Source organism: Rhizobium sp. BR 314, assembly GCF_047445805.1.
Classification (GTDB): Bacteria; Pseudomonadota; Alphaproteobacteria; order Rhizobiales; family Rhizobiaceae; genus Rhizobium; species Rhizobium lusitanum_B.
This window is the reverse complement of record NZ_JARWLA010000036.1, coordinates 36,766-58,601: the sequence shown is the minus strand read 5'-3', so window position 1 is coordinate 58,601 and position 21,836 is coordinate 36,766. Positions and strand designations below refer to the sequence as shown.

The window sequence follows — 21,836 nt, the reverse complement described above, 5'->3', positions numbered from 1 at the left end:
TCTGTGAACTAGATTGGCATGGTGCTGTCGACTTGTCGACCGTGTCGATCCCGTCAGGGGAACGACGGGACGCCATTGGATCTGTCTCTTGGGAGGAGCAAGCATGATTTCGCTTCGGCATAGAGTGGCCGGACTATTGGGTGCGGCGATGATGGTTTCGCTTGCGGTTCCGGCTTTGGCTGCGAATACGACGCTGACCATCGCCGGCTTTGGCGGCAACCTGCAGACCGATCTGCGCAAAACGATCTGGCAGCCGGCGGCCGATGCCGCCGGCGTTGATCTGCGAGAGGAGACGCATGACGGGCTCGCCGCAGTCCGCGTTCAGGTCCAGTCCGGCTCTCCAACTTGGGATGTCGTCCATCTCGGTGCCGACGAATGTGCCGTCGGCGGCAAGGAGGGCCTGTTCGAGGCGCTCGACTATAAGGTCATCGACACCAATGGCTTCGACAAGCTCGCCTATGGCGACAACTGGATCGCGACCAACACCTATTCGGTAGTGCTCGCCTGGCGAACGGATGTCTACAAGGACAAAAAGCCCCAATCCTGGAAGGATCTCTGGGATGTGAAAAACTTCCCCGGCCGTCGCGCGCTCAGCACCTATCCGCAGGAGATGATGGAAATCGCCCTTCTGGCCGACGGTGTCGACAAGGATAAGCTCTATCCGCTCGATACCAAGCGTTCTCTCGCATCGCTGGACAAGATCAAGAAGGATGTCGCGGTCTGGTGGTCGTCGGGCGCCCAGTCGGCGCAACTGATCAAGGACAAAGAAGTGGACATGATGGCGATCTGGGGCAGCCGCGTCGCCAACGTCATCACGGATGGTGCGCCGGTTGAATACACCTATCAGGATGCCATTCTCGGCTATGGCTGCCTGGCCATCCTGAAAGGCTCGCAGCATGTCGCCGCCGCGCAGAAGTTCATTGCAGGTGTCGTGTCACCCGAAGTGCAGGCGCGAATTCCGGAAATGATGCCTTACTACGGTCCGACAAATTCGCGGGCCTTTGAGGTCAAGAAGTTCTCGGCGGGCGTTCTTGCCAAGTCGAACATGTCCCCCGAAAACGTCAGGAAGCAGACTTTTCTGAATGCCAATTGGTGGCGGGATAACAATGCCCTCGTGCGCGAGGACTACAGCCTGCTGATGTCGAACTAACGCATATCGAATACGGAGAATGGCAATGACATCGGGTTCGGTTTCGATACGCCAGATTTGCAAAGCCTACGGAAGCTACCAGGCTCTGAACGGCATATCGCTCGACATCGCCGCGGGAGAGTTTCTGACGCTCCTAGGTCCGTCAGGCTCGGGCAAGACGACACTCCTGAATGTCATTGCCGGCTTCGAGCGGCCGGATAGCGGAAGTCTTCTCGTCGATAGTGCGGAATTCATCACAAAGCCGCCGCACAAGCGCGATCTGGGCATGGTTTTCCAGAATTATGCACTCTTTCCGCATATGGATGTCTTTGCGAACGTGGCCTATCCGCTGAAGTTACGGAAGGTCGAGGCCGGGGCACTCAAGTCGAAGGTGTTGAAAGCGCTGGAGACCGTCCATATGGCGCATCTGTCCGGCCGACGCATCAACGAGCTGTCGGGCGGGCAGAGGCAGCGCGTGGCTCTGGCGCGCGCCATCGTCTTCGAACCGAAGCTGTTGCTGATGGACGAGCCGCTCTCGGCACTCGACAAGAATCTTCGCGAACACATGCAGATCGAGCTTAAGCGTCTGCATCGCAGGCTCGGCATGACGACGATTTATGTCACCCACGACCAGCAGGAGGCATTGACGATGTCCGATCGCATCGCTGTCCTAGACGGCGGCCGCATCATGCAGCTGGACTCGCCGAAGAACATCTATGATGCGCCGAACAGCAAGTTTGTCGCCGGCTTCATGGGCGATACCCGCTTCGTTGCGGTGAGGGGCAATGGTTCGACCTTCCTGCTCGATGGGCGGGTGTTGAGGCTTGCAAGAGAGCCTCAGATTGCAGGCAATGACGCCTGGCTCATGGTTCGTCCCGAGCGGCTGCGCTGGCAGGGTAATGCCGAGCAGGACAACCGCATAGAAGGGACGGTGACCGACGTGACCTATCTTGGTGACAGTTACATGGTGTCGCTGGAGCTGCGCGAGGATACTGAAATTTCGATCCGGCACACCGGCAGCGAGACGGTTGCCTTGCCGGCTCCCGGTGACCAGCTGGCACTATGGATGTCGCCCGAGGCAAGTGTCGTCGTCGAAGGAGCCCGCCTGTGACGATGGCCGATGCGAATGTCATGACATCACGGCTTAATATCGGTGTGCTGCAAAGCTCAAGGCGCAAGACCGGGTTGGCGTTTGTCGGGTTGTCGCTGCCGGCCTTCTGCCTCGTGACGGTCATTCTGATCATCCCTTTTGCCTGGCTGGCCTGGATGTCGCTGTACGATGCCTCGGGTGCGCTTTCGGCGGAAAACTATGCGCGCCTGTTGCGGCCGGCCTATGTGGATAGTTTCCTGACGACCTTTAAGGTCGCGGCGATCGTCACCGTCATCTGTGTCGTGCTCGGCTATCCGGTTGCCTATCTTCTGTCGCAGCTTTCCGACCGAGCGGCGCAGATACTGATGATCTTCATCATTCTGCCATTCTGGACGTCGGTTCTGGTGCGCACCTATGCCTGGCTCGTGCTGCTTCAGCGCCAGGGGTTGATCAACACTTGGCTCGTCAATCTCGGCCTTATCTCCGAGCCGCTACCACTGGTCAATAATATGACGGGCACGATCGTCGGCATGGTCCATATCATGCTGCCGTTTCTGATCCTGCCGCTGTATGCGTCGATGAAAACCATCGATCCCGTTCTGATGCGTGCGGCCGCCAATTGCGGGGCATCTCCGGCACAGGCCTTTCGTCAGGTTTTCCTGCCGCTGTCGCTGCCGGGTGTTGCCACCGGCGTCGCACTGATCTTCGTGCTGTGCCTTGGCTACTACCTTACGCCTGCGTTGCTGGGTGGCGGCCGCGTCGCGATGTGGTCGACCCAGATCGCTGATATGATTGCCAAATTTGCCAATTGGGGTGCCGCCAGCGCACTCAGCGTCGTGCTCCTCGTGGTCACGGGCGCAATCCTCTGGATCGTCAATGCGCTGTTCAGGGCCGCAAGCGTCACAAAGGGGGGCGTGTGATGTTGAGAGCTCCAGTTACATCGACCCAGATTACCCATGCGGACCGGCTCTGGCTCTATGCCATCGTCGGCCTGATCCTGGCGTTTCTGATCATACCTTGCCTGATCGTCATACCCATGTCCTTCTCGGAATCGCAGTATCTTGAATTTCCGCCGCGAGCCTGGAGCCTGCGCTGGTACGACGCCTTCTTTTCGTCGCCGGAATGGCGGCAGTCGGCGATCGTCTCCTTCAAGGTCGCCGGCGCCACGACAGTGCTTGCAACCTTGCTCGGAACGCTTGCCGCCTATGGGCTCTTCAAATCGACCAGCATTTTCAAGACCGTGATCAGAGGCGTTCTTCTCTTACCGATGATGGTGCCGCTGATCTTCGTTGCGATCGGCGTGTTCTTCGTCTTCGCAAGAATTGGAATGAACAACACACTGACGGGGCTGATCCTCGCGCATACGACGCTTGCCATCCCTTTCGTCATGATCGCGGTTTCCAACGGTCTTTCAGGGTTCGACCTGAACCAGGAGCGCGCGGCCCGCAGCCTCGGAGCGTCGCCCGCATATGCTTTCTTCACTGTCACGCTTCCACAGATCAAGATCTCCATTCTGTCGGGCATGCTTTTCGCCTTCATCACCTCGTTCGATGAGGTGATCGTCTCGATGTTCGTGTCGAGCGGTGCGAATTCGACCCTGACAAAACGCATGTTCGCCAACATCCGTGATCAGGTCGACCCCACGGTCGCTGCCATCTCGTCGATGCTGGTGGTGGCATCGATCATCATTCTGATCGGTGCCCAATTCATCCGACGTAAAACCAAGGCGGCAGCTCTTTAATTTGACGGCCTGCTCGGCCGTGTTCAGGAGGAAATCATGCTTCATAATTCACTTCGCATGCGCGACATTGCCGTGCAGATCCATCCGCAGACCAATCTGGCTCTTCACGAAAAGATCGGACCGACGATCATGGCCCGCGGCGAGGGCGCCTATGTCTACGACGATGAAGGCAAGCAATATATCGAAGGCATGTCGGGCCTGTGGTGTGCTGCGCTCGGGATGAGCGAGAAGCGTCTTGTCGATGCCGCCACACGCCAGCTCAACACCTTGCCCTACTACCAGAATTTTGCACACAGGTCGACTGAGCCGGGCATCGAGCTTTCGGATCGGCTGCTGCGCCATGCCCCTGTGCCGATGTCGAAGGTTCTGTTTCAGAGCTCCGGATCGGAAGCGAACGATACGGCCGTCAAGCTCATCTGGTATTATTTCCATTCGCAGGGCCGCTCGGAAAAGAAGAAGATCATCGCCCGCAAGCGTGGCTATCACGGCACGTCGATCGCGTCGGCCAGCATCACCGGCCTGCCGCATCTTCATCGCGACTGGAACCTGCCGCTCGACGGCTTCCTGCACGTGACTTGCCCGCATTTTTACCGCGAGGGACTGCCGGGCGAAACCGAAGAGGATTTTGCGACGCGCCTTGCGGAAGAGCTCGATGCACTGATCGTTGCGGAAGGGCCGGAAACGGTCGCTGCCTTCTTTGCTGAGCCCGCTATGGGGACTGGTGGGGTTGTGTTGCCTCCGAAGACCTATTTCGAGAAGATCGAGACGGTCTTGAAGAAGCATGATGTGCTTCTTGTCGCGGATGAAGTCATTACCGGTTTCGGTCGCACGGGCAATTGGTGGGGAACCCAAACCTATGAGATGCACCCGGACATCATCACCTGCGCAAAGGCGCTGACCTCGGCCTATATGCCTCTGTCAGCCGTTCTGCTTTCGGAGCGGATCTATGAGGGGATGCGCGCGCAAAGCGAGAAGATCGGCGTGTTCGGCCATGGTTATACCTATGGTGCACATCCGGTCGCCTGCGCGGTGGGTGTAGAAACGCTGCGCATCTATGAGGAAGATGGTGTCATAGACGGCGTCAAGGCGCTCGGCGACCATTTGGGCAAGCTCTTCAGCCCGCTGATTGATCACCCTCTCGTTGGTGAAGTTCGCGGCGTCGGCCTGATGTGGGGTGTGGAACTCGTACGCAGCAAGAAAACCCGCGAAGCCTTTGCTCCGGAGCTCCAGTTCGGTCTCGGAGTGCAAAACCATGCCTTCCAGAATGGTCTCGTTTGCCGTTCGCTCGGCTCGGCCATCGCCTTCGCGCCACCGCTGATCTCGACGATAGCGCAGATCGAGCAAATCGCCGACCGCTTCAAGCGTGCGCTCGACACGGCGCTCGACGATTATACCCGCACCGGCGGCAAGCTCGACTGAGAGCCGATCAAGGAGGGAAGCCAGATGCTGGCCGTATTCGATGATCGTCAGTCTTTGCACCGGCCGTTGACCCGGCTGGCGGGGGGTAGGCTCGCGCCGAACCCCGAACAGCCGGATCGCATCATCATGCTCAGGCAGGGTCTTGAGATGTTCGGCGCCAAACTCGTTGCGCCGGCTGAACATGGAGCCGACGTCATTGCCGCTGTCCATGATGCTGATTATCTCGACTTCCTGCAAAACGGGTTTGCCGAATGGCAGAAATCTCCGGCTAACGGCCCGGAGATGCGCGCCAGCGTGCATCCGACGGTTCATATGAACCGCAAGCCGGTGGACATATTGGGGCGTGCCGGATACTTCCAGGCGGACGCCAGCTGCGTTCTCCTCGATGGAACCTGGGAGGCGGTTAAGGCAAGTGCCAACACGGCAACGGACGCAATGATGCGGGTCTTGGAAGGTGAGGAGCGTGTCTATGCCCTCTGCCGGCCGCCGGGCCATCATGCCTATGCCGACACGGCGGGCGGCTTCTGCTACCTCAACAATACCGCGATTGCAGCCCAGCTCGCAGCGCGGAAGGGGTTTCGTGTTGCGATCGTCGACGTCGACGTGCATCACGGCAACGGAACGCAGACCATCTTCTATGATCGTTCCGATGTGCTCACGGTTTCGGTGCATGGCGATCCGGCCTATCTTTACCCCTATTATTCGGGCTATGCGGACGAACTGGGCGCGGGTCCCGGTCATGGTTTCAATCGCAATATCCCGATCCCCCTCATGAGCGGCAGCGACGTCTATCTTGAGGCCGTGGATTTGGCTTGCAAAACGTCGAGTGCGTTTATGCCGGATGTTATGATCGTTGCCCTCGGGCTTGACGCTTCCTCCGACGATCCTTTCGCCTGCATGCGCGTTGATGAGGATGGCTTCCGGCGCATGGGGGAACGTCTTGGCAAACTATGTCGAAAGACGCTAGTCGTCCAGGAAGGGGGCTATCCGTCGCCCAGGTTACCGTACCTGCTGCAAAGCTTTCTCAGCGGCTTTGCGGCTTGATACTACCCATCGGGTACCCATGGCGTATTCGCAGGTTTAGCCTTGCTTGCGGCAAATTCCGGGTCAGCGCAAGCCGCAACGATGTTCCCCGGTCTATATCCACCAATCTTCAACCGCTTGAGGGCTCGATGGAATTTCCCTCCTTTGCCGACCAGTGGACACAACTCGACAGCCAAGGATTCTCCGCGCTGGTCGGCCCGATATTCATTGCCGCCGAAAGCGATGGGCGCAGCCAGTACCGCCTGGATCCTCAAGACCATCACCGAAACAGAAGTGGCGTCCTTCACGGCGGCATGATCATGACGCTGGCCGATATCGCCGCCGCCAACACCTTAAGAAGTGCAGCCCCAGGTTTCGGCTACACGACGGTGCAGACAGATGTCCATTTCCTGCGCGCGGCCCCCATCGATCAGCCGGTGATCTGCGAGTGCGTCATCGACAAGCGAGGGAGTTCCTTGGCGTTCGTGGATACCAGGATAACGTCGGCTGGGCACTGCATTGCGAAGGTTCGCAGCATTTGGCGGATTATCGAAAAGAAGGACGGGCGCACTGTGACGGGAGTTTTCTGAACCTCGGCTGGCGATAGGGAACGTTGCATTCGCGGAGGAATTTCAGCAAACGCACGAGCGCAGGCAGCCACAATTTGTTGTAGCTCACTGCCAAGAGGTTTTAAATTAAAACCAAATTGGCGGTGACACCGCTTAGTATTGGACGCCAATCTCAGAGAATGCCGTCAGGATTGACGGAGGAAGTCCATGATCAGCATTGCGATGGTTTCCGGTGCATCTTCGAAGCAATAGTGTCCGACGCCGCCAAGATGTTTGACCGGGGCTGTCGGGAACACCGACGCAAATAGCGGCAGGAAGTGTTCTGCCGCAAGCGTGCGGTCGACTTCGCCCCATATTGCCAATGCGGGCTTGGCACGGATCACACGATCAGCGGATGCATCGGGCGTCTCGAACGTGTGAGCGCCTGTCGCGAACCCTTTCGCCCAGCCGATTGCACCGAGACAGTCGGCCGGCGTAGCGAAGGGGGCTGCATAGGCGGAGAGCCATTTGTCTGTAATGATTGCGTTGTTCTCGAAGCCGTTGAGCTTCAATGTGCTGAGGATGCTGAAAGAAAGCTGCTCGAGCACCGAATCAAGGCCGCCGTCTTTGTTGGCCTTCGCTATCCATTGGAACCAGGGCGCGGTGCGAGCATTGGCGGCGATCCGCTCAAATAGATCGTGTTGGCCGAATGGCGTCGGGGCGTTGGCCGAAATTACGCGTCGAATTCAGAGCGGATGGCGGCAGGCCAGCCCCATGCCGACAGGGCCACCGAAATCATGCATGACGAGGGTAATGTCGCGCAGGTCGAGCGCAAGCACGAATTTCTCGAGATTGTCGACGTGATCCTGCAGCCAGTAGGTGCGGTCACGCGGCGTCTCGCTCTTGCCGAAGCCCATATGATCAGGAACAATCACCCGGAGTGTTTGGCTCGCAATCGGGATCAGGTGGCGGAATAGATAGCCCCAGGTGGGCTCGCCGTGCAGGCACAGCACCACTCCGCCATCCCGCGGCCCTTCGTCGACATAGTGCATTTGAAAGCCAGGTGCTCGGCTAAAATGCGGCGCAAATGGAAAGGTGCCGCCGAATGTGGCGTCCGATATGTTCATGACTTGGTTCTTTCTTTGATGCGGTTACGTGTTGGGATCGTGATGAAGCATGCGTTGGGACTGGGAAATGGGGTGGATTTTCAGAACCGCCTCGAAGCGTTGTCGCGAAATGTTTGACATGAGTGGCGATCACCTCGGATTGTTCCTCAAGCGTGCAATGACCGATGTCGGGCGATCGGGGTGGCCTGCTTCCCGACAGAAGACTTCAACCCGGTCAACATCAACTCGACGATACTGCGTCATGTGAACTCCCGTTCCGCGGTTGCTTCATTGTGCGGCCTCCGTGGTTGCATATTAAAACTACGAACCGGCTATCACTTGCGGTTTTAGTTTGCAACCATTATGTCTGAGCCAGCATGGAGCACGGGCTGAACGAAATGGCAAAGAGAATTAGTCACAAGGATTCAATGTGCGGCGTTGCCCGACCTTTGGACGCGATCGGCGACTGGTGGTCGTTGCTGATCATTCGCGACGCCTTCAGCGGTCTGCGGCGTTTCGGTGAGTTTCAGAAGAGCCTGGGGCTTGCGAAGAACATTCTTTCGGCTCGGCTGCGCAATCTGGTGGCCCACGGTATCATGGATTTGGTGCCGGCATCGGATGGAAGCCCCTATCAGGGATATGTACTCACGGAGAAGGGCCGGGGCCTTTTCCCGCTTCTGGTCGCTTTGCGGCAATGGGGAGAGGACTTCTTCTTCGAGCCCAACGAGAAGCATGTGCTTCTCGTCGATCGCAAGGTCGGGATGCCTGTGCGAAAGCTCGAGCTGCGCTCGCAGGATGGCCGTGTGCTTGGACCGGAAGATACCGTGATAAAGTGGCCGTCGGTGACCGGCGACCTCGACACCTGAATGTCTAAACGTGGTTATGAGGATAGGGTTGACTGCGGCCGATGGTCGTACCCAAGTCTGTTCTTCGGGCCGGAAACAGCCCGTTATCAAACTTGGTCAGTTTTTCGTCCGGCGTAAGGTTTCGGAAGGGCTTTCGCCGAAGCGCTCGCGATAGGCGAATGCCGCACGGCCCAGATGGCCAAGACCGCAAGCAAAGACCGCATCCGCGACGGTAAGGTCGGTCTCGCCCGCAAGCAGCGTCCGGCGCAGTGTTTCGAGGCGAGCACTCTGTACAGCCTCGAGCAATGTGTGTCCGCGAGCTCGGCGATAGCTGTCTTGCAATGTGCGCAGGGGAATGCCGGCAGCCTGGGCAATATCGCCGGTCGTGATTGCATGCGTCGCATTTGAGCGGATGTATTCGTCTGCTCTACGAACGGCTATAGGCCCACCGTCCGGTGCGGGTCTTGCGAGGGCCGGCTGATGGTTGTGCCGCAATCCAGATAGAAGCAGGCTCGTCAATCCGTCGCGGAGCATGGTTTTGTATGCGAGCGGCATATTGGCCTCGAGCGAGGAACACAGCATGAGATCCGCATGGCGCAAAATGCCTTGCCCGATGGGCGAAGTAAGATCGACAGCGGCATCGAACTCAATCCTGCCGGGTTCACTATCGATGAGTTTCCTCAAATAATCTTCAACAGGGCCGCGCTCCATCAGGACGATCAGCTTTTCGCAGCCTTCCTTCCAAAGCATCCGAGTCGAGAGTGTCGGAGACAGAAGCGTGGCGTTTTTGCCCGCAACGGTCAGCGTCTGGCTCGTGCCGCACTTCACCAGGGATTCACCCTTGATCGGGATCTGCAGCAGAAAGAAGCGGGAAAGCTCTCCCGGATCGATCTCCACTTCGGCACCGTAGGAGACGAGATTGATGGAGTAGCCGGTCTCTTTCACCAAGCGATGGCGCGCATGAAAACCTTGTTCCGCTTTGCCTGTTACCATGAGGAAGTGCGGGCAGAAGATCTGTCCGATCGCCGTGCGCGCGTCGTCGACATCGCAGGTGTCCACCCGCTGGTCGCCGCTCGATCGTAGTGCCTCTATTCCGATCATTCCGCCCATGACTGCCTTCGCCGCGATTGCTTTCGAAAGTGAGGTTTCAGGCCGCCTGTTGCCGATTCTGGATATCACCTCGCGCAATCTGGATTGCCGCGCGCTCCACTTCGCCGGAACATCGGGGAAATTTTAAGCATGAAATGGATCTAAAATCCATTCGCCAAGGGAACGAAAAAGATGGGTAGCGAGGAATTCCGCGCCGGCATGCGCAAGCTGGCTGGCGGCGTCACGATTATTACCTCCATCGATGGCACGGGGCAGCGCTGTGGGCTGACTGCGACGGCCGTCTGTTCGCTCTCGACCGAGCCGCCATCTCTGGTCGCCTGCGTCAACCGCAACAGCTCGGTGGCAGCGGTGGTGGAAAGTACGCGCGTTTTCGCCGTCAACGTGCTGTCGTCCGATCAGCTTGATGTCGCCGAGGTCTTTGCCGGTCGTGCCGGCCTCGTGCGCGAAGAACGTTTTGCCTCTGGCAAATGGAGAGCGATCGAGACAGGGGCACCGGTGCTGCATGATACGGCGGTAACGTTCGAATGCGAACTCGCCGAGGTCAAGGAGTTCGGCACGCATCTCATCCTGATCGGTCAGGTCGCAGCCACGCACCTGTCCGAAGGGCGAGATGATCCGCTGCTCTACGGCAACGGCGCATTTTTGACGGCGGCAGCCGTCGCCTGAGCGCATCTTTTTTTGAAAATCCAAAGCAAAAAAGGGGAATGTCCATGCGTGGACTGGAAGGTAAAACTGCGATTGTCTCCGGCGGGGCCACGCTGATCGGTGAAGGCGTTGCCAAGGTGCTGGCTGATTACGGGGTGTCGGTGGTCATTGCCGATATCAATAGCGAAGCCGGCAAGGCGGCAGCAGAGCGCTGCGGCAAGAATGTCCGTTTCATCAAAGCCGACATCACCAGCGACGATGACATCAAATCTCTGATCGACGAGACAGTAAAGGCAACCGGACGATTGGACTTTCTTGTCAACGTCGCCTGCACCTATCTCGACAATGGCGCCGACACCACCCGCGCCGACTGGCTCAAGGCCTTCGATGTCAACATTCTGGGATCGATTGCACTGATGCAGGCCGCTCGTCCGCATCTCGCGAAAAACAAAGGCGCCATCGTCAATTTCGGCTCCATTTCGTCGCGCGTCGCCCAGACCGGGCGTTGGGTCTATCCCGTTTCCAAGGCGGCGATCCTGCAGCTCACTCGCAATCAGGCCATGGATCTTGCACCGGAAGGCATTCGCGTCAACGCCGTGTCGCCGGGCTGGACCTGGAGCAACGTCATGGTGGAACTGACGAAAAACACCCGCGAGAAGGCAGACAGCGTCGCCAAGGATTTTCATCTTCTGGGCCGTACGGGCGGACCGGAGGAGGTGGCGGAGACCGTCGCCTTCCTGCTTTCGGACAATGCGAGCTTCATCACCGGCACGGATATCCGCGTCGACGGCGGTTACACGGCAATGGGACCAGAGCGGAACGAACCGGCGATTCCGCGACTAATGGACTGAGTGCCGAGTGTCACGATTTCAAAGAGATAAGGGGAGCGAGATGACAAAAAAGCGGAATTTCACCATCGTCGGTGGCGGCCAATCGGGACTGCAGCTTGCCTGTGGTCTTCTGGATGCAGGCCATGCGGTTCATGTCGTGCAAAATAGGACGGCGGAGGAAATCGCCGTTGGACGAGTGCTTTCGAGCCAATGCATGTTCGATGCCGCCCTGCAGAACGAGCGTGATCTCGGGCTCAACTTCTGGGACGAGACTTGTCCGACGGTGGATTCCATCAATTTCGTCGTGCCGGCCCCGGACGGTTCCGGCAGCAAGGCGATCGAATGGAACGGTAAGCTGGATGGTCCGGCGCAAAGCGTCGATCAGCGCGTAAAGGTACCGCGCTGGATGGCGGAGTTCGAGCGTCGCGGCGGTCAATTGACCATCCATGATGCCGGTATCGAAGACCTCGAAACCTATGCCCGGCAAAGCGATCTCGTGATCGTCGCGGCCGGGAAGGGGGATATCGCCAAGATGTTCGAGCGCGATGCGGAGCGTTCGCCCTTCGACAAACCGCAGCGGGCGCTGGCGCTGACCTATGTCACCGGCATGACGCCTCGCCCTGAGTATTCCGCCGTGAACTTCAATCTGATCCCCGGCGTCGGCGAATACTTCAATTTCCCGGCAATCACGACCACCGGCCCCTGCGACATCATGGTGTTCGAGGGTATTCCGGGCGGCCCGATGGACTGTTGGAAAGAAGTTGCATCTCCTGAACAGCACCTTGAAAAGTCGAAATGGATTCTCGATACCTTTCTGCCGTGGGAAGGCGAGCGCAGCCGGCATGTCGCGCTGACCGACGACAACGGCCGTCTGGCGGGCGCCTTCGCGCCGACGGTCCGCAAACCGATCGGCCATCTGCCGTCCGGCGCGCTGGTGCTCGGTCTTGCAGACGCGGTCTGCCTCAACGATCCGATCACCGGTCAGGGTTCCAACAACGCCTCGAAGGCGGCGAAATGCTATCTCGACGCCATCCTGGCGCATGGAGAAAGGGCATTCGATGCGGCTTTCATGCACGCGACCTTCGAGGCCTATTGGAGCTATGCACAATATGTCGTCGGTTGGACGAATGCGCTGCTTTCACCGCCACCGCCGCATGTCCTCAACATCATGGGGTCGGCTCAAGCCTATCCGGCGCTTGCCCATCGCATTGCCAACGGCTTCAACGATCCGAGGGATTTCTTCCCATGGTTCGCCATACCGGAGGAAGCGGACGCCTATCTGCAGCGGCTCGCCGCCTGAGCGGCGAAAAAGGACGCGCTGCACCTTGGCGACATCGTAAAGAGAAAACATGCCCCGCCATATCAGGCGGGGTCTTTCCCGCTTGAGGTAGATTATGGCTGAACCGGATTACATCATCATCGGAAGTGGCATCAATGCGCTCGTCGCGGCCGCCATGCTCGGAAAGAAGGGCAAAAAGGTCCTGCTTGTGGAGCGCAATGACCGCATTGGCGGTTGCCTGCGCACGGAGGAAATCACGGCCTCCGGCTACAGGCACGATGTCATGGCAACGACGATGGTGCTTTTCCTGACGTCTCCGGCCTACGGCGCCGTCGGCAAGGATCTTGAAGCGCGCGGACTGGAATTCTGCCATTCGCCTTTGCCGACCGGAGTGCTGCGACCCGATGGCAGTCATGCAATTCTCGCGATGGATCGCAAAAGCAACATCGATCGTTTTGAGACGATTTGTCCGGGAGATGGAAAGGCGTTCGACGCGGACATGAGCCGGTTTGCGGGCAATGCCGGCTTCGTCTTTGGGCTTCTCGGCGGCAATCTCTGGTCCAGCAAAACGGCCAAGCTAGTGGCAAGGGAGGCATGGAAGCGGGGCCTGCGTGGCTTGGCGGCCTGGTTCGGAGAAGCGCTTGCTCCGGCACGTGGCTATCTTGAAACGACCTATAATTCCGAGGAGATTCGCGCGCTCTGGGCGCCATGGGTGCTGCATTGCGGTCTCGGCCCGGAAAGCAACTACTCGGCGGAAATGGCGCGGGTCATCGGCTTTGCCATCGAGGCGGCCGGATGCCCGATCGTCAAGGGCGGTGCGGAAAACCTGCTGCGCGCCTTTGAGCGGCTGATCCGTGACCACGGCGGCGAGATCATGACGGGCGCCGATGTCTCCGGCATCGAGACGGACGGCTCGGGCCGGGCAGGGGGTGTCGTTCTCGCGGACGGGCGGCGCCTGAAGGCGCGCCACGGCGTCATCGCCTCGGTGACGCCCAATCAGCTCTACGACAGCCTCTTGAAGGGCCTGTCCGCGCCACTGCCGCAGGAAGTCAGCAAGGGGTTGTCGGCCTATCGCTACGGCAAGGGCAACATGCAAATGCACTATGCGCTGAAGACGCCGCCACGCTGGCGACAGGGTGATGAATTGGGCAAGGTCGCTCTATTGCACCTGACATCAGGCCTAGATGGCGTCTCGCGCTCCGCCAATGAGGCGGAACGCGGACTTCTACCGGCGGAGCCGACCGTTTGCGTGGGGCAGCCGACGGCGCTTGATCCGAGCCGCGCGCCGGAAGGCGGTGCGATCCTGTGGCTGCAGTTGCCCGATACGCCGCGCTTCATCAAGGGCGACGCTGCGGGCGAAATCGAATGCCCCGCCGATGGCCGCTGGACGGAACCCCTGCGAGAAGCCTTTGCCGACCGGGTCGAAGCCATGCTGCGCCTCCACATCGAAAACTTCCACGAGGCCGTGCTAGCAAGGCGATGCTACTCCCCCACCGATCTGGAGGCCATGAATATCAATCTTGTGGGCGGCGATCCCTATGGCGGCTTCTGCGGGCTCGACCAATTCTTTCTCTGGCGTCCGTTCAAGACATCCGTCAATCACAAGACCCATGTGCCCGGTCTCTATCACATCGGGGCGTCGACCCATCCAGGGCCTGGCCTGGCGGGAGGATCCGGCTTCTTGCTGGCTTCCACGCTGAAGTAGGTGAGGGCCGGTAATGGCTAAAACTCCTGCCGACGGCCAGCCATGTAATACCTCAGTATCATAGTCATGCCCCTGCAAGTCTCCTAGCCTTGGTCTGTGCCCGAACAGGGACTGGGATCTCGGTTATTTAGCCGTCCGATAGCATCGTCACGCGACAAGCTACGGCACTCCATATCCGCGAATTTCCCAATTGCAGGAGGAGCAATGCATGGACAAGCGGCCCGAATACGTCGCGCCCTATATGGCGATCGGACTTTCGACGATCGTCACGGGAACAGCCGAAAGGCGGCATATCCGCCATAACCTCGAAACCATCGAGGAGGCGATCCACGCGTCGATTTCCATCTGCTCGATCAACGCGCCGGTGCGGGTCGTCGCGCTGGCCGAGGGCGCGTTGACCGGTTTCACCGACGAGATTTTCGACATGCCGCATGTCACGGCCGCAAGGGAAATGTTCATCGATCTTCCCGGCGAGGAAACGGAAGCGCTCGGCAAGCTCGCACGTCACTACGACACCTACATTATCGGACAGTGCAAAGCGCGCTGGCCGGACGTCATGGAGGATCGTTTCTTCAACACGCTCTTTGTGATCGATCGCAAGGGCGACGTCGTCCATCGAGCCGCGAAGAACCATATCTGGTGCCGCGAGCGCAGCTGCACGCCGCACGATATTTATGACCGCTGGGTCGAGCGCTTTGGAGACGGGATAGAGGCCTTCTACCCCGTGCTGCGAACCAACGATATCGGCAATATCGGTACAATATGCTGCTCTGACGGCGAATATCCGGAAGCTGTGCGCGCTTTGGCGTTTGGAGGCGCCGAAGTGATCTATCGGCCGTCCGAGGCGATGCCGATGACCGGTTCAGGCTATCCGGGCGGAGGGAGCTGGATGATCCAGAATCGCGCCCATGCCGATTTCAACAGCGTCTACATGCTCTGCCCGAACATTGGTCCGGTCTATCTCTCGCCGAGTTCGCGGCACCCGATCGATATCGCCGGCGGAAACGGGCACATCGTCGATTATCGCGGCAACATCATGTCCCATTCCGCAAGCGGCGCCAACACGATGGTCGCAGCCGTCATCGATATCGAGGCGCTTCGCCAGTTTCGTGTCATGAATCTCAATTCGAATTGGCTGAAAGACCTCCGCACCGAGCTTTTCGCCCGCATGTACGACAGGCCCATCCATCCCAGCAATCTGTGGATGGAAGTGGATCCCGAGCGCCATGCCGCCGTCGACGAGATCTACCGGGCAAACATTGCTCGTCTGGTAGAACGCGGCACCTGGACCTTGCCGCACCACGCGGTCCCCGGCGCGCGCTACACGCCATCTTCGCCGGAAGGCGAAGACGATTGGAACGAAGCCAAGGCGCTGTGGCGGCCCTGGCACAACGGATAACCACAATTGACGGTCCGCCCGATAGCCGCTTCCGCAGATAAAAATAAGGGTCGCGGAACGGCTGGGCGAGATGTCGAACAATCAAACCAACTGGGAGATTATCGATGAATTTGCAACGTTTTTTGCCGCCGCTGGCCCGGCGGGCGCTAGCTATTCCGGCGATCGCGACACTTGTTTTGGCTGCCGTGCCGATCGCGCTTGCCTCAGCTGCAGAGCCAAAGCGGGATGACATCGTCGGAACCTGGGTCGTTGTCGCGCCCGATGCGCCGTTTACCCATCACATGTTCGTCTTCAACGCGGATGGCACCATGCAGCAGGCCAATCCCGATGCGGGCAATCCGGACAATAGCGATAGCGATGGGAAGGGCATCTGGATCCGCAAGCATGACAAGATTCTCGGCAAATTCGTGGAAGTCACCGCGGATCGGAAGACGGCGAAGTTCGTCAGTCGCGGTGAGGTTTCCTATGAAGTCGAAGTCTCCGGCAACACGTTGAAGGGCACCGCCTCGGCAAAATTCTTTGGTCCTGATGAGCAGCTATTGCGTGGGCCTTTGTCGACGCCGCTGGAAGGCAAGCGTGTCACCCTGCCATGAGCAGCGCTGAACGTCCGTCTGGTTCCATCTCGTCTCTCGCCTTTTAGGATCCCTGGTGATGACCACTTCCAATTCCGCGCCCCGGCGGGCGCTTAGGGCTATCGATATCTTCTTTCTTGTGGTTGCTGCCGCAGCGCCGCTTGCGGCGATTGCCGGTAATGGCGCGCTTGGGGTGCTGCTCGGCAATGGCGTGGGCATGCCGGCCTCCTACCTGATTTCCGGCGTCGTGCTCATCCTCTTTGCGGTGGGCTTCGTACGGATGAGCCCGCATGTCACTCACTCCGGCGCCTTCTATGCCTATGTCCGGCATGGGCTGGGCGCTCGCGCGGGCGGCGCTGCGGCATTCGTGGCGATCGTCGTCTATCTCATGATGGTTGTGGGCAGCACGGCCGGTTTCGGCTTCTTCGCCAATGTGTTCTTCGCGGAAAATCTCGGTTTCGATCTCTCCTGGAAGGTTTGGGCGGCTCTGTCGCTGCTTGCCGTCGGATTGGTGGGGTATCGCGAAATTACCCTCGGCGCGCGTCTATTGTCGGTGTTGCTGACGCTCGAGATCCTAATCCTGGTGGCTCTGGTGGTGTCTGTGTTTTGGCCATCCAGTCCCGCCGTTGTAACCTTCGGCTCCTTCAAGCTGTCGGGCGTCTTCAGCGGCTCCTTCGGTCTCGGTCTAATGTTCGCCTTCTGCTCGTTTCTGGGCTTCGAATCCGCAGCCATCTACACCGACGAGGCACAGGAAGGACATCGGACGGTCAGCCGAGCATTGATCGCCGCGGTCCTTTTCATCGCGGTCTTCTATGCGATCGCCATGTGGGCTGTCATCATTGGCTTCGGTGAGGACAAGGTTGTCGCAGCGGCTGGAGAGAACCCCGGAACGCTGATCTTCCGCGCGTTCGGCCTCTATCTGCATCCGGCCTTCATCGTTGCTGTCGAATTCCTGATGATGACCAGTGCGCTTGCGGCGACGATCGCCCTGCACAACGCCGCGTCTCGCTATCTGTTCGCCCTGGGGCGCGAGGCCATGCTACCGCAGGCACTGGGACGTCTGCACGCAAGGCTGCAATCGCCTCATATAGCCAGCCTGGTTGTCTCTGCCATTACCTCCGTTCTGGTGGCGGCGTTTGCGTTTGGCGACGCGGATCCGTTGATGACCGTTCTTTCCAGCACCTTTGGTCTTGCGGCGCTTGGGATCATTCTGTTGCAGGCGGCGACATCACTCTCGGTCGTGGTCTTCACATTAAGCTCGCGACGGGAGGCGGGCTTCCTGTTCGATCTGACGATCGGGTTGCTGGCAACGGCGGGGCTGGCCATCGTGGCAGTTCTGGTGGTGATGAACTATGCGACGCTGACCGGCAACCTCGGTCTGTTGGACTACGCGCCCTGGCTCATACCGCTTTCCGCAGCGATCGGTATCGGCGCCGCATCCATTTCCGGGCCACAGTCGGGCGTTGCCGGCAAAAGGGCAGCGTAGCGGTCGCGGCGGACAGGCGGTCGAGCCATGTTTGACCGCTTGCCATCGCCATAGCCCTTAATCGTTCCCGATCGAACGAGCCAAGCCGATCTTTTAATCGCCGCCGCGCCTCCTAAAGATATCCCTCAGCGCGATCTCAGCTTCTTGATGAATTCCGCCCGGCTGCGCGCACCCGCTTTGGCGAGAACCCTGCTCACATGCGTCTTGACGGTCGGCAGCTCAATGTTGAGGCGCCGGCCGATCTCCTTGTTGCACATGGCCTCGCCGATGAACGATGCGATTTCGCGCTCGCGTGGGGTCATTTCGGCAAAGCCATCGCACGTCCAGTCCTCTTCTTCATTGAGAAAGAGCAGGTTGCGTTCCGTGAACACGACGAACTTGTCGAGAAAGTCGATATTCTGCGTGGTAAAGGCGCCTTCGGAGGCGCTGCGCAGCAAGGACGCGCCGGCCACCATTCGGGTCCCCAGCCAGAAATATAGTTCAGTCTGATAGGCGGTGTTCTGCGGTTTCAGAAACTGCTCGAAATATTCAAGCGTGCCCAAATCCTCTTCGGCCGTCTCCCGACTGAACACTTGCAGCCGACACGAAGCATCCGAGACCCGTTTTGGATGAAGCGGATCGACGCGCCAGAAGTGATGATAGTAGCGCTGCTTCCAGTAAGACGACAGGTTAAGCAACTGATGATCGAGGACGTGGCGTCCTTCGTCGACCCTATAAAAACAGCAGCCGCTCAGCGGTATGGCCGATGTCACGACGGCCAGGAACTGCTCTGCGAAACCTTTTGATGGGAAAGCGCTATCTGCCCGGATCATAGATTCACGAATGCGGCATGGAGATCACAAGACGTCATTGAAACAGTAGCCGACAGTGCTTGTCAACGATAGGGCAGGCAATAGACAGACCTCCGCCCGATGAACTTTCGAGGTAGGCCGGATGGTGGGGCGATCCTGCCCATCCGGGCAGCTTCGCTAAACCTGTGGTAGATGCTAATATTCTAAATACCGGCTCGGACACCACCCGCGAGCCGGACAGTGCAGCGTCCGGCGACGATACCATGCCCCAAAACCATTGTCGTCGGACACGCGCCCATCTGTGGCGGCGTTGCAGTCGGCTTTGCCGCTGACTAGTGCACGTCTTCGTCGCTGTCGATCACAATGACGATGGGGTCTATCACCATTAGCGCGGATGAAGTCCTTGACCCGATGAGGTACGGCCAGTGGCGCGTTCAGCCAAATAGGAACTTTGCCCTGCCTTTGTTTTGCCTGCTTGGTTGCCAAAGCGTTTAGCGAGCCTTGCAAAAGCGGCATGCCTATCCTGCAGGCATGTGCATTTTATTTAGGCGGGTAAATGCTTATTTAGCGCTCAGAAACAAAGGAGACAGAAATGAGAGTTATAGAGAAGATTAAACGTTTTACCGAGGCTCGTAGAGCAATCCGCGAACTTTCCGCATTGGACGATCACGCGCTTGCCGACCTTGGTATTTCGCGTTCGCACATCGCTTTTGCTGTCAACGGCAGCCGCGGCAACTAAGTCTCATCAAGACGCTTTCCAGTCAGACGATCGGATTGCGCGGACTATGACGGGACGGGGATGGCGACATCCCTTATTGCCCTCTGCCCGCCCAACAGCATTATCCAGAGACTTCATGAGAATCTCTGGAGCGGTCATGCGGCTTTCACGCCGCATTCGACCTTGCCTTCAGGTTGTTCAGGACAAGGCGAGAAGAAGTGTTAGCCCGCAGCCGGACGACACGCTTTACTTTTGCCGCCAGCACAACGAACTTCTATCCTCCGAGACATGTTACCGCCAGAGATTGTTTGATGGTCCGCCCTGAGTTGGGCGGACGATTCGTCCGCGCGCGCGGCTTCCGGTGAGCTGGATTTCCAGTCGATCAGCTACTGATCGAAGATCTGCGTCCTTTCGCTTTAGGGCGAGGTCGAAAGGGCTTTCCGAGCTTGAGAGGGAGGGGGCTTCTCTCATTGGCTTCTGTGCCAATGGCGTCTGCGGGCAAGGCCCCCGTTCTTGTTCCGAATCTCGGCTGAGTGTATGGCTGCTGGAGCTCGGGATTGGTTTGGCCTCCATGCGCTTACAATGATTTGGACATCGCTATGTCGCAGCAGCAACATGTCGCTCACGGTGCTCGCGTCGGGGTTCTTGATGAACTGAGGTTGCTGGCGGCACTTGCTGTCGTGCTCTTTCACTTCGGATTTCGAGGGCGCACGCTCGGGGTGACGGACATGTCGCTTACGGCCTGGGAATGGCTTCTGAAATATGGATATCTGGGTGTGCAGATGTTCTTCGTGATAAGCGGCTTTGTCATCGCTTATTCAGCAGAGGGACGAACGCCCTTGCAATTCGGCATCGCCCGCTTCGCACGCATCTATCCGATGTTCGTACTTTGCATGACGCTGACGTTCCTGATCGTCATCGGTTGTGGCGCGCCGCATCTCAACGCGACCATTTTTCAATGGGCAGCCAATCTCATCATTAAGCCGGAATTGCTGGGGCAGCAGCTTATGGATGGCTCGTACTGGTCAATCTCTTATGAGATCGTCTTCTACGGTTGGGTGTTTGTGCTGATGATGTTGGGCCGGTTCAAACGCGAGACGTACCCGATCATTATTCCTGGCTGGCTTCTCGTCTCGGTCATAGATCGGATGTTTTTCGGCAACGTCTTGATGCGACATCTTTTTTTGACGGACGAGAGTGGCTTCTTTTGCGCCGGCTTGGTTCTTTATGCGATATTCCGAGAGGGCTATAGCGGCCGGAATGTCGCCTTGCTTGCTCTTTCCGTCGTTGCGGCGATCTATCAATCGATGGAGTTAACGCAATGGAACCGCGTCAACTATGGAACCAGCTATAGTGATCTGGTGGTGAGTATTTCATGCTTGGTCATCGTCGCGGCCATTGCTTTAGCGATAAGGCGACAGCGATCGCTTCTGCCCGCGGGGGTGATGCTTGCGTTCGGAGGCATTAGCTACCCCCTCTATCTGCTGCATCAGCATATCGGCTATGTGATCTTCAATAGGGTTGGATCGGCAGCTTCGCCGGAAGCCGTTGTCACCGCAACTGTGATGCTCCTGATCTGCACTTCCTATCTGCTATGGCGCTTCGCCGATGAGCCGTCGCGGCGCCTGACCAAGTCTGTCTTGACGCGATTTATATAGAATGGCCGTTCAGCCTTGCGGAAGGACGCCTCGCAACACTGTTTCAGCGATCGTTTTTGCAGCCATCTCGTAATCCTCAACCTTCAGTCGGGATTTTTTCAGTCCGTCGGCAGCGATCGGTTCGAAGTCGGCATAGAATTGCGTAGAGGCCCAGAGCATGATGAACAGATGCCGGGGATCGACCGGCAGGATCTTCCCTTCGGCGATCCAAGCCTCCACCACTGCGACATGCCTGTCGGTGACATCGCGGATGTGCTGGCGATCCTTCTTTTTCAGGAAGCGGGCGCCCTGAATGATTTCGCTTGCGAACAAGCGGCTCTCTGCGACGTTCTTTCGGGTATAGTCGAGCTTGGCACGGATATAGAGGCGGAAAGCCTCCGCCGGCTCCCGGTCTGCTGTTATATATTTCAGTGCATTGTCCCATCCTTCGAGCAAGTGCTCGATAATGGCTGTGTAAATTTGTTCTTTCGACGAAAAGTAATAATAGACATTCGCCTTCGGTAGACCGGACGCCTCTGCGATCTCGGCGATGCGCGTACCGTCATAGCCCTTTCGCGAAAAGATCTCGATCCCGGCCTTGATGATCAGCCGAATGTTGCGTTCGCGGATTTTTTCGTCCGGATCCTTATGTTCCCGTGGCATGCCCACTCCGTCCTCTCATGTCCTATGCTTTGAACCGACGCTTGAAAATGGCAACAGCGCTCGGTCGCCAAAGCCCGCTTTTCCACTGAAAAGCGGGCTT

Annotated in this window: 22 protein-coding genes; 17 read left to right on the top strand and 5 right to left on the bottom strand. The window is 58.4% G+C overall.

Annotation, left to right across the window (positions count from 1 at the left end):
* Positions 1 to 103 precede the first annotated feature (103 nt).
* The 7 genes from QD461_RS30035 to QD461_RS30005 all read left to right on the top strand — a co-directional run bounded on the left by QD461_RS30035 (position 104) and on the right by QD461_RS30005 (position 6,992).
* Positions 104 to 1,150 (top strand): ABC transporter substrate-binding protein, encoded by a 1,047-nt coding sequence (locus QD461_RS30035; RefSeq protein ID WP_414090858.1) that lies wholly within the window; start codon positions 104 to 106, stop codon positions 1,148 to 1,150.
* A gap of 25 nt (positions 1,151 to 1,175) precedes the next feature.
* Positions 1,176 to 2,240: an ABC transporter ATP-binding protein gene (locus QD461_RS30030; RefSeq protein ID WP_414090857.1), complete on the top strand. Its 1,065-nt coding sequence runs from the start codon at positions 1,176 to 1,178 to the stop codon at positions 2,238 to 2,240.
* A gap of 2 nt (positions 2,241 to 2,242) precedes the next feature.
* Entirely contained in the window at positions 2,243 to 3,139 is an 897-nt protein-coding gene (locus tag QD461_RS30025) for an ABC transporter permease (RefSeq protein WP_414090874.1), read from the top strand.
* The gene (locus QD461_RS30020) at positions 3,139 to 3,960 is read left to right on the top strand and encodes an ABC transporter permease (protein WP_414090856.1); all 822 of its coding nucleotides are present in this window, start codon (positions 3,139 to 3,141) and stop codon (positions 3,958 to 3,960) included. Before QD461_RS30025 ends, QD461_RS30020 begins: the two co-directional genes overlap by 1 nt.
* Before the next feature lie 36 nt (positions 3,961 to 3,996).
* Positions 3,997 to 5,379: an aminotransferase gene (locus tag QD461_RS30015; RefSeq protein ID WP_414090855.1), complete on the top strand. Its 1,383-nt coding sequence runs from the start codon at positions 3,997 to 3,999 to the stop codon at positions 5,377 to 5,379.
* Between the two features lie 24 nt (positions 5,380 to 5,403).
* Complete coding sequence (locus QD461_RS30010; RefSeq protein WP_414090854.1) at positions 5,404 to 6,423, top strand: histone deacetylase family protein; 1,020 nt, start codon at positions 5,404 to 5,406, stop codon at positions 6,421 to 6,423.
* Between the two features lie 128 nt (positions 6,424 to 6,551).
* Entirely contained in the window at positions 6,552 to 6,992 is a 441-nt protein-coding gene (locus tag QD461_RS30005; RefSeq protein ID WP_414090853.1) for a PaaI family thioesterase, read from the top strand.
* Positions 6,993 to 7,156: 164 nt separating this feature from the next.
* Here the strand turns inward: QD461_RS30005 and QD461_RS30000 are convergent, their stop codons facing one another.
* Positions 7,157 to 7,558: an alpha/beta fold hydrolase gene (locus QD461_RS30000; RefSeq protein WP_414090852.1), complete on the bottom strand. Its 402-nt coding sequence runs from the start codon at positions 7,556 to 7,558 to the stop codon at positions 7,157 to 7,159.
* A gap of 138 nt (positions 7,559 to 7,696) precedes the next feature.
* On the bottom strand, positions 7,697 to 8,077 hold the full coding sequence (locus QD461_RS29995; RefSeq protein WP_414090851.1) for an alpha/beta fold hydrolase: 381 nt from the start codon (positions 8,075 to 8,077) through the stop codon (positions 7,697 to 7,699).
* 377 nt (positions 8,078 to 8,454) lie between these two features.
* Between QD461_RS29995 and QD461_RS29990 the strand changes: the two genes are divergently transcribed.
* A complete protein-coding gene (locus QD461_RS29990) occupies positions 8,455 to 8,922 on the top strand; it encodes a winged helix-turn-helix transcriptional regulator (protein ID WP_414090850.1) in 468 nt (155 codons plus the stop codon).
* A 96-nt stretch (positions 8,923 to 9,018) separates the two neighbouring features.
* Here QD461_RS29990 and QD461_RS29985 read toward each other — a convergent pair whose 3' ends face one another.
* Positions 9,019 to 10,011, bottom strand: a complete 993-nt coding sequence (locus QD461_RS29985) for an AraC family transcriptional regulator (RefSeq protein ID WP_414090849.1) — start codon at positions 10,009 to 10,011, stop codon at positions 9,019 to 9,021.
* Positions 10,012 to 10,182: 171 nt separating this feature from the next.
* On the opposite strand from QD461_RS29985, the gene QD461_RS29980 reads away from it, so the two are divergent.
* The 7 genes from QD461_RS29980 to QD461_RS29950 all read left to right on the top strand — a co-directional run bounded on the left by QD461_RS29980 (position 10,183) and on the right by QD461_RS29950 (position 17,927).
* Entirely contained in the window at positions 10,183 to 10,677 is a 495-nt protein-coding gene (locus tag QD461_RS29980) for a flavin reductase family protein (RefSeq protein ID WP_414090848.1), read from the top strand.
* Between the two features lie 44 nt (positions 10,678 to 10,721).
* Entirely contained in the window at positions 10,722 to 11,507 is a 786-nt protein-coding gene (locus QD461_RS29975) for an SDR family oxidoreductase (RefSeq protein ID WP_414090847.1), read from the top strand.
* A 40-nt stretch (positions 11,508 to 11,547) separates the two neighbouring features.
* Positions 11,548 to 12,786, top strand: coding sequence for a styrene monooxygenase/indole monooxygenase family protein (locus QD461_RS29970; protein WP_414090846.1), 1,239 nt, complete (start codon positions 11,548 to 11,550; stop codon positions 12,784 to 12,786).
* A 94-nt stretch (positions 12,787 to 12,880) separates the two neighbouring features.
* A complete protein-coding gene (locus QD461_RS29965; protein ID WP_414090845.1) occupies positions 12,881 to 14,470 on the top strand; it encodes a phytoene desaturase family protein in 1,590 nt (529 codons plus the stop codon).
* A 208-nt stretch (positions 14,471 to 14,678) separates the two neighbouring features.
* Positions 14,679 to 15,869, top strand: a complete 1,191-nt coding sequence (locus QD461_RS29960; RefSeq protein ID WP_414090844.1) for a nitrilase-related carbon-nitrogen hydrolase — start codon at positions 14,679 to 14,681, stop codon at positions 15,867 to 15,869.
* A gap of 104 nt (positions 15,870 to 15,973) precedes the next feature.
* Complete coding sequence (locus QD461_RS29955; protein ID WP_414090843.1) at positions 15,974 to 16,462, top strand: hypothetical protein; 489 nt, start codon at positions 15,974 to 15,976, stop codon at positions 16,460 to 16,462.
* Between the two features lie 58 nt (positions 16,463 to 16,520).
* On the top strand, positions 16,521 to 17,927 hold the full coding sequence (locus QD461_RS29950; protein WP_414090842.1) for an APC family permease: 1,407 nt from the start codon (positions 16,521 to 16,523) through the stop codon (positions 17,925 to 17,927).
* Positions 17,928 to 18,052: 125 nt separating this feature from the next.
* On the opposite strand, the gene QD461_RS29945 is transcribed toward QD461_RS29950, so the two are convergent.
* Positions 18,053 to 18,739 (bottom strand): response regulator transcription factor, encoded by a 687-nt coding sequence (locus QD461_RS29945; protein WP_414090841.1) that lies wholly within the window; start codon positions 18,737 to 18,739, stop codon positions 18,053 to 18,055.
* Between the two features lie 571 nt (positions 18,740 to 19,310).
* On the opposite strand from QD461_RS29945, the gene QD461_RS29940 reads away from it, so the two are divergent.
* Together QD461_RS29940 and QD461_RS29935 are read left to right on the top strand one after the other, a co-directional pair.
* Positions 19,311 to 19,457, top strand: a complete 147-nt coding sequence (locus QD461_RS29940) for a DUF1127 domain-containing protein (RefSeq protein ID WP_184711199.1) — start codon at positions 19,311 to 19,313, stop codon at positions 19,455 to 19,457.
* 578 nt (positions 19,458 to 20,035) lie between these two features.
* Positions 20,036 to 21,094: an acyltransferase family protein gene (locus QD461_RS29935; RefSeq protein ID WP_414090840.1), complete on the top strand. Its 1,059-nt coding sequence runs from the start codon at positions 20,036 to 20,038 to the stop codon at positions 21,092 to 21,094.
* A gap of 9 nt (positions 21,095 to 21,103) precedes the next feature.
* Here QD461_RS29935 and QD461_RS29930 read toward each other — a convergent pair whose 3' ends face one another.
* Positions 21,104 to 21,736 (bottom strand): TetR family transcriptional regulator C-terminal domain-containing protein, encoded by a 633-nt coding sequence (locus QD461_RS29930; protein ID WP_414090839.1) that lies wholly within the window; start codon positions 21,734 to 21,736, stop codon positions 21,104 to 21,106.
* Between the last annotated feature and the right edge of the window lie 100 nt (positions 21,737 to 21,836).

Bases quoted from the DNA above. Each gene is read 5' to 3' on its own strand.
- QD461_RS29970 (WP_414090846.1), top strand. From the start codon at position 11,548: ATGACAAAAAAGCGGAATTTCACCATCGTCGGTGGCGGCCAATCGGGA.
- QD461_RS29935 (WP_414090840.1), top strand. From the start codon at position 20,036: ATGTCGCAGCAGCAACATGTCGCTCACGGTGCTCGCGTCGGGGTTCTT.
- QD461_RS29950 (WP_414090842.1), top strand. From the start codon at position 16,521: ATGACCACTTCCAATTCCGCGCCCCGGCGGGCGCTTAGGGCTATCGAT.
- QD461_RS30030 (WP_414090857.1), top strand. From the start codon at position 1,176: ATGACATCGGGTTCGGTTTCGATACGCCAGATTTGCAAAGCCTACGGA.
- QD461_RS30010 (WP_414090854.1), top strand. From the start codon at position 5,404: ATGCTGGCCGTATTCGATGATCGTCAGTCTTTGCACCGGCCGTTGACC.
- QD461_RS29940 (WP_184711199.1), top strand. From the start codon at position 19,311: ATGAGAGTTATAGAGAAGATTAAACGTTTTACCGAGGCTCGTAGAGCA.
- QD461_RS29955 (WP_414090843.1), top strand. From the start codon at position 15,974: ATGAATTTGCAACGTTTTTTGCCGCCGCTGGCCCGGCGGGCGCTAGCT.
- QD461_RS29965 (WP_414090845.1), top strand. From the start codon at position 12,881: ATGGCTGAACCGGATTACATCATCATCGGAAGTGGCATCAATGCGCTC.
- QD461_RS29960 (WP_414090844.1), top strand. From the start codon at position 14,679: ATGGACAAGCGGCCCGAATACGTCGCGCCCTATATGGCGATCGGACTT.
- QD461_RS29990 (WP_414090850.1), top strand. From the start codon at position 8,455: ATGGCAAAGAGAATTAGTCACAAGGATTCAATGTGCGGCGTTGCCCGA.
- QD461_RS29975 (WP_414090847.1), top strand. From the start codon at position 10,722: ATGCGTGGACTGGAAGGTAAAACTGCGATTGTCTCCGGCGGGGCCACG.
- QD461_RS30020 (WP_414090856.1), top strand. From the start codon at position 3,139: ATGTTGAGAGCTCCAGTTACATCGACCCAGATTACCCATGCGGACCGG.
- QD461_RS30035 (WP_414090858.1), top strand. From the start codon at position 104: ATGATTTCGCTTCGGCATAGAGTGGCCGGACTATTGGGTGCGGCGATG.
- QD461_RS30015 (WP_414090855.1), top strand. From the start codon at position 3,997: ATGCTTCATAATTCACTTCGCATGCGCGACATTGCCGTGCAGATCCAT.
- QD461_RS30005 (WP_414090853.1), top strand. From the start codon at position 6,552: ATGGAATTTCCCTCCTTTGCCGACCAGTGGACACAACTCGACAGCCAA.
- QD461_RS29995 (WP_414090851.1), bottom strand. From the start codon at position 8,077: ATGAACATATCGGACGCCACATTCGGCGGCACCTTTCCATTTGCGCCG.
- QD461_RS29985 (WP_414090849.1), bottom strand. From the start codon at position 10,011: ATGGGCGGAATGATCGGAATAGAGGCACTACGATCGAGCGGCGACCAG.
- QD461_RS30025 (WP_414090874.1), top strand. From the start codon at position 2,243: ATGGCCGATGCGAATGTCATGACATCACGGCTTAATATCGGTGTGCTG.
- QD461_RS29945 (WP_414090841.1), bottom strand. From the start codon at position 18,739: ATGATCCGGGCAGATAGCGCTTTCCCATCAAAAGGTTTCGCAGAGCAG.
- QD461_RS29980 (WP_414090848.1), top strand. From the start codon at position 10,183: ATGGGTAGCGAGGAATTCCGCGCCGGCATGCGCAAGCTGGCTGGCGGC.
- QD461_RS29930 (WP_414090839.1), bottom strand. From the start codon at position 21,736: ATGCCACGGGAACATAAGGATCCGGACGAAAAAATCCGCGAACGCAAC.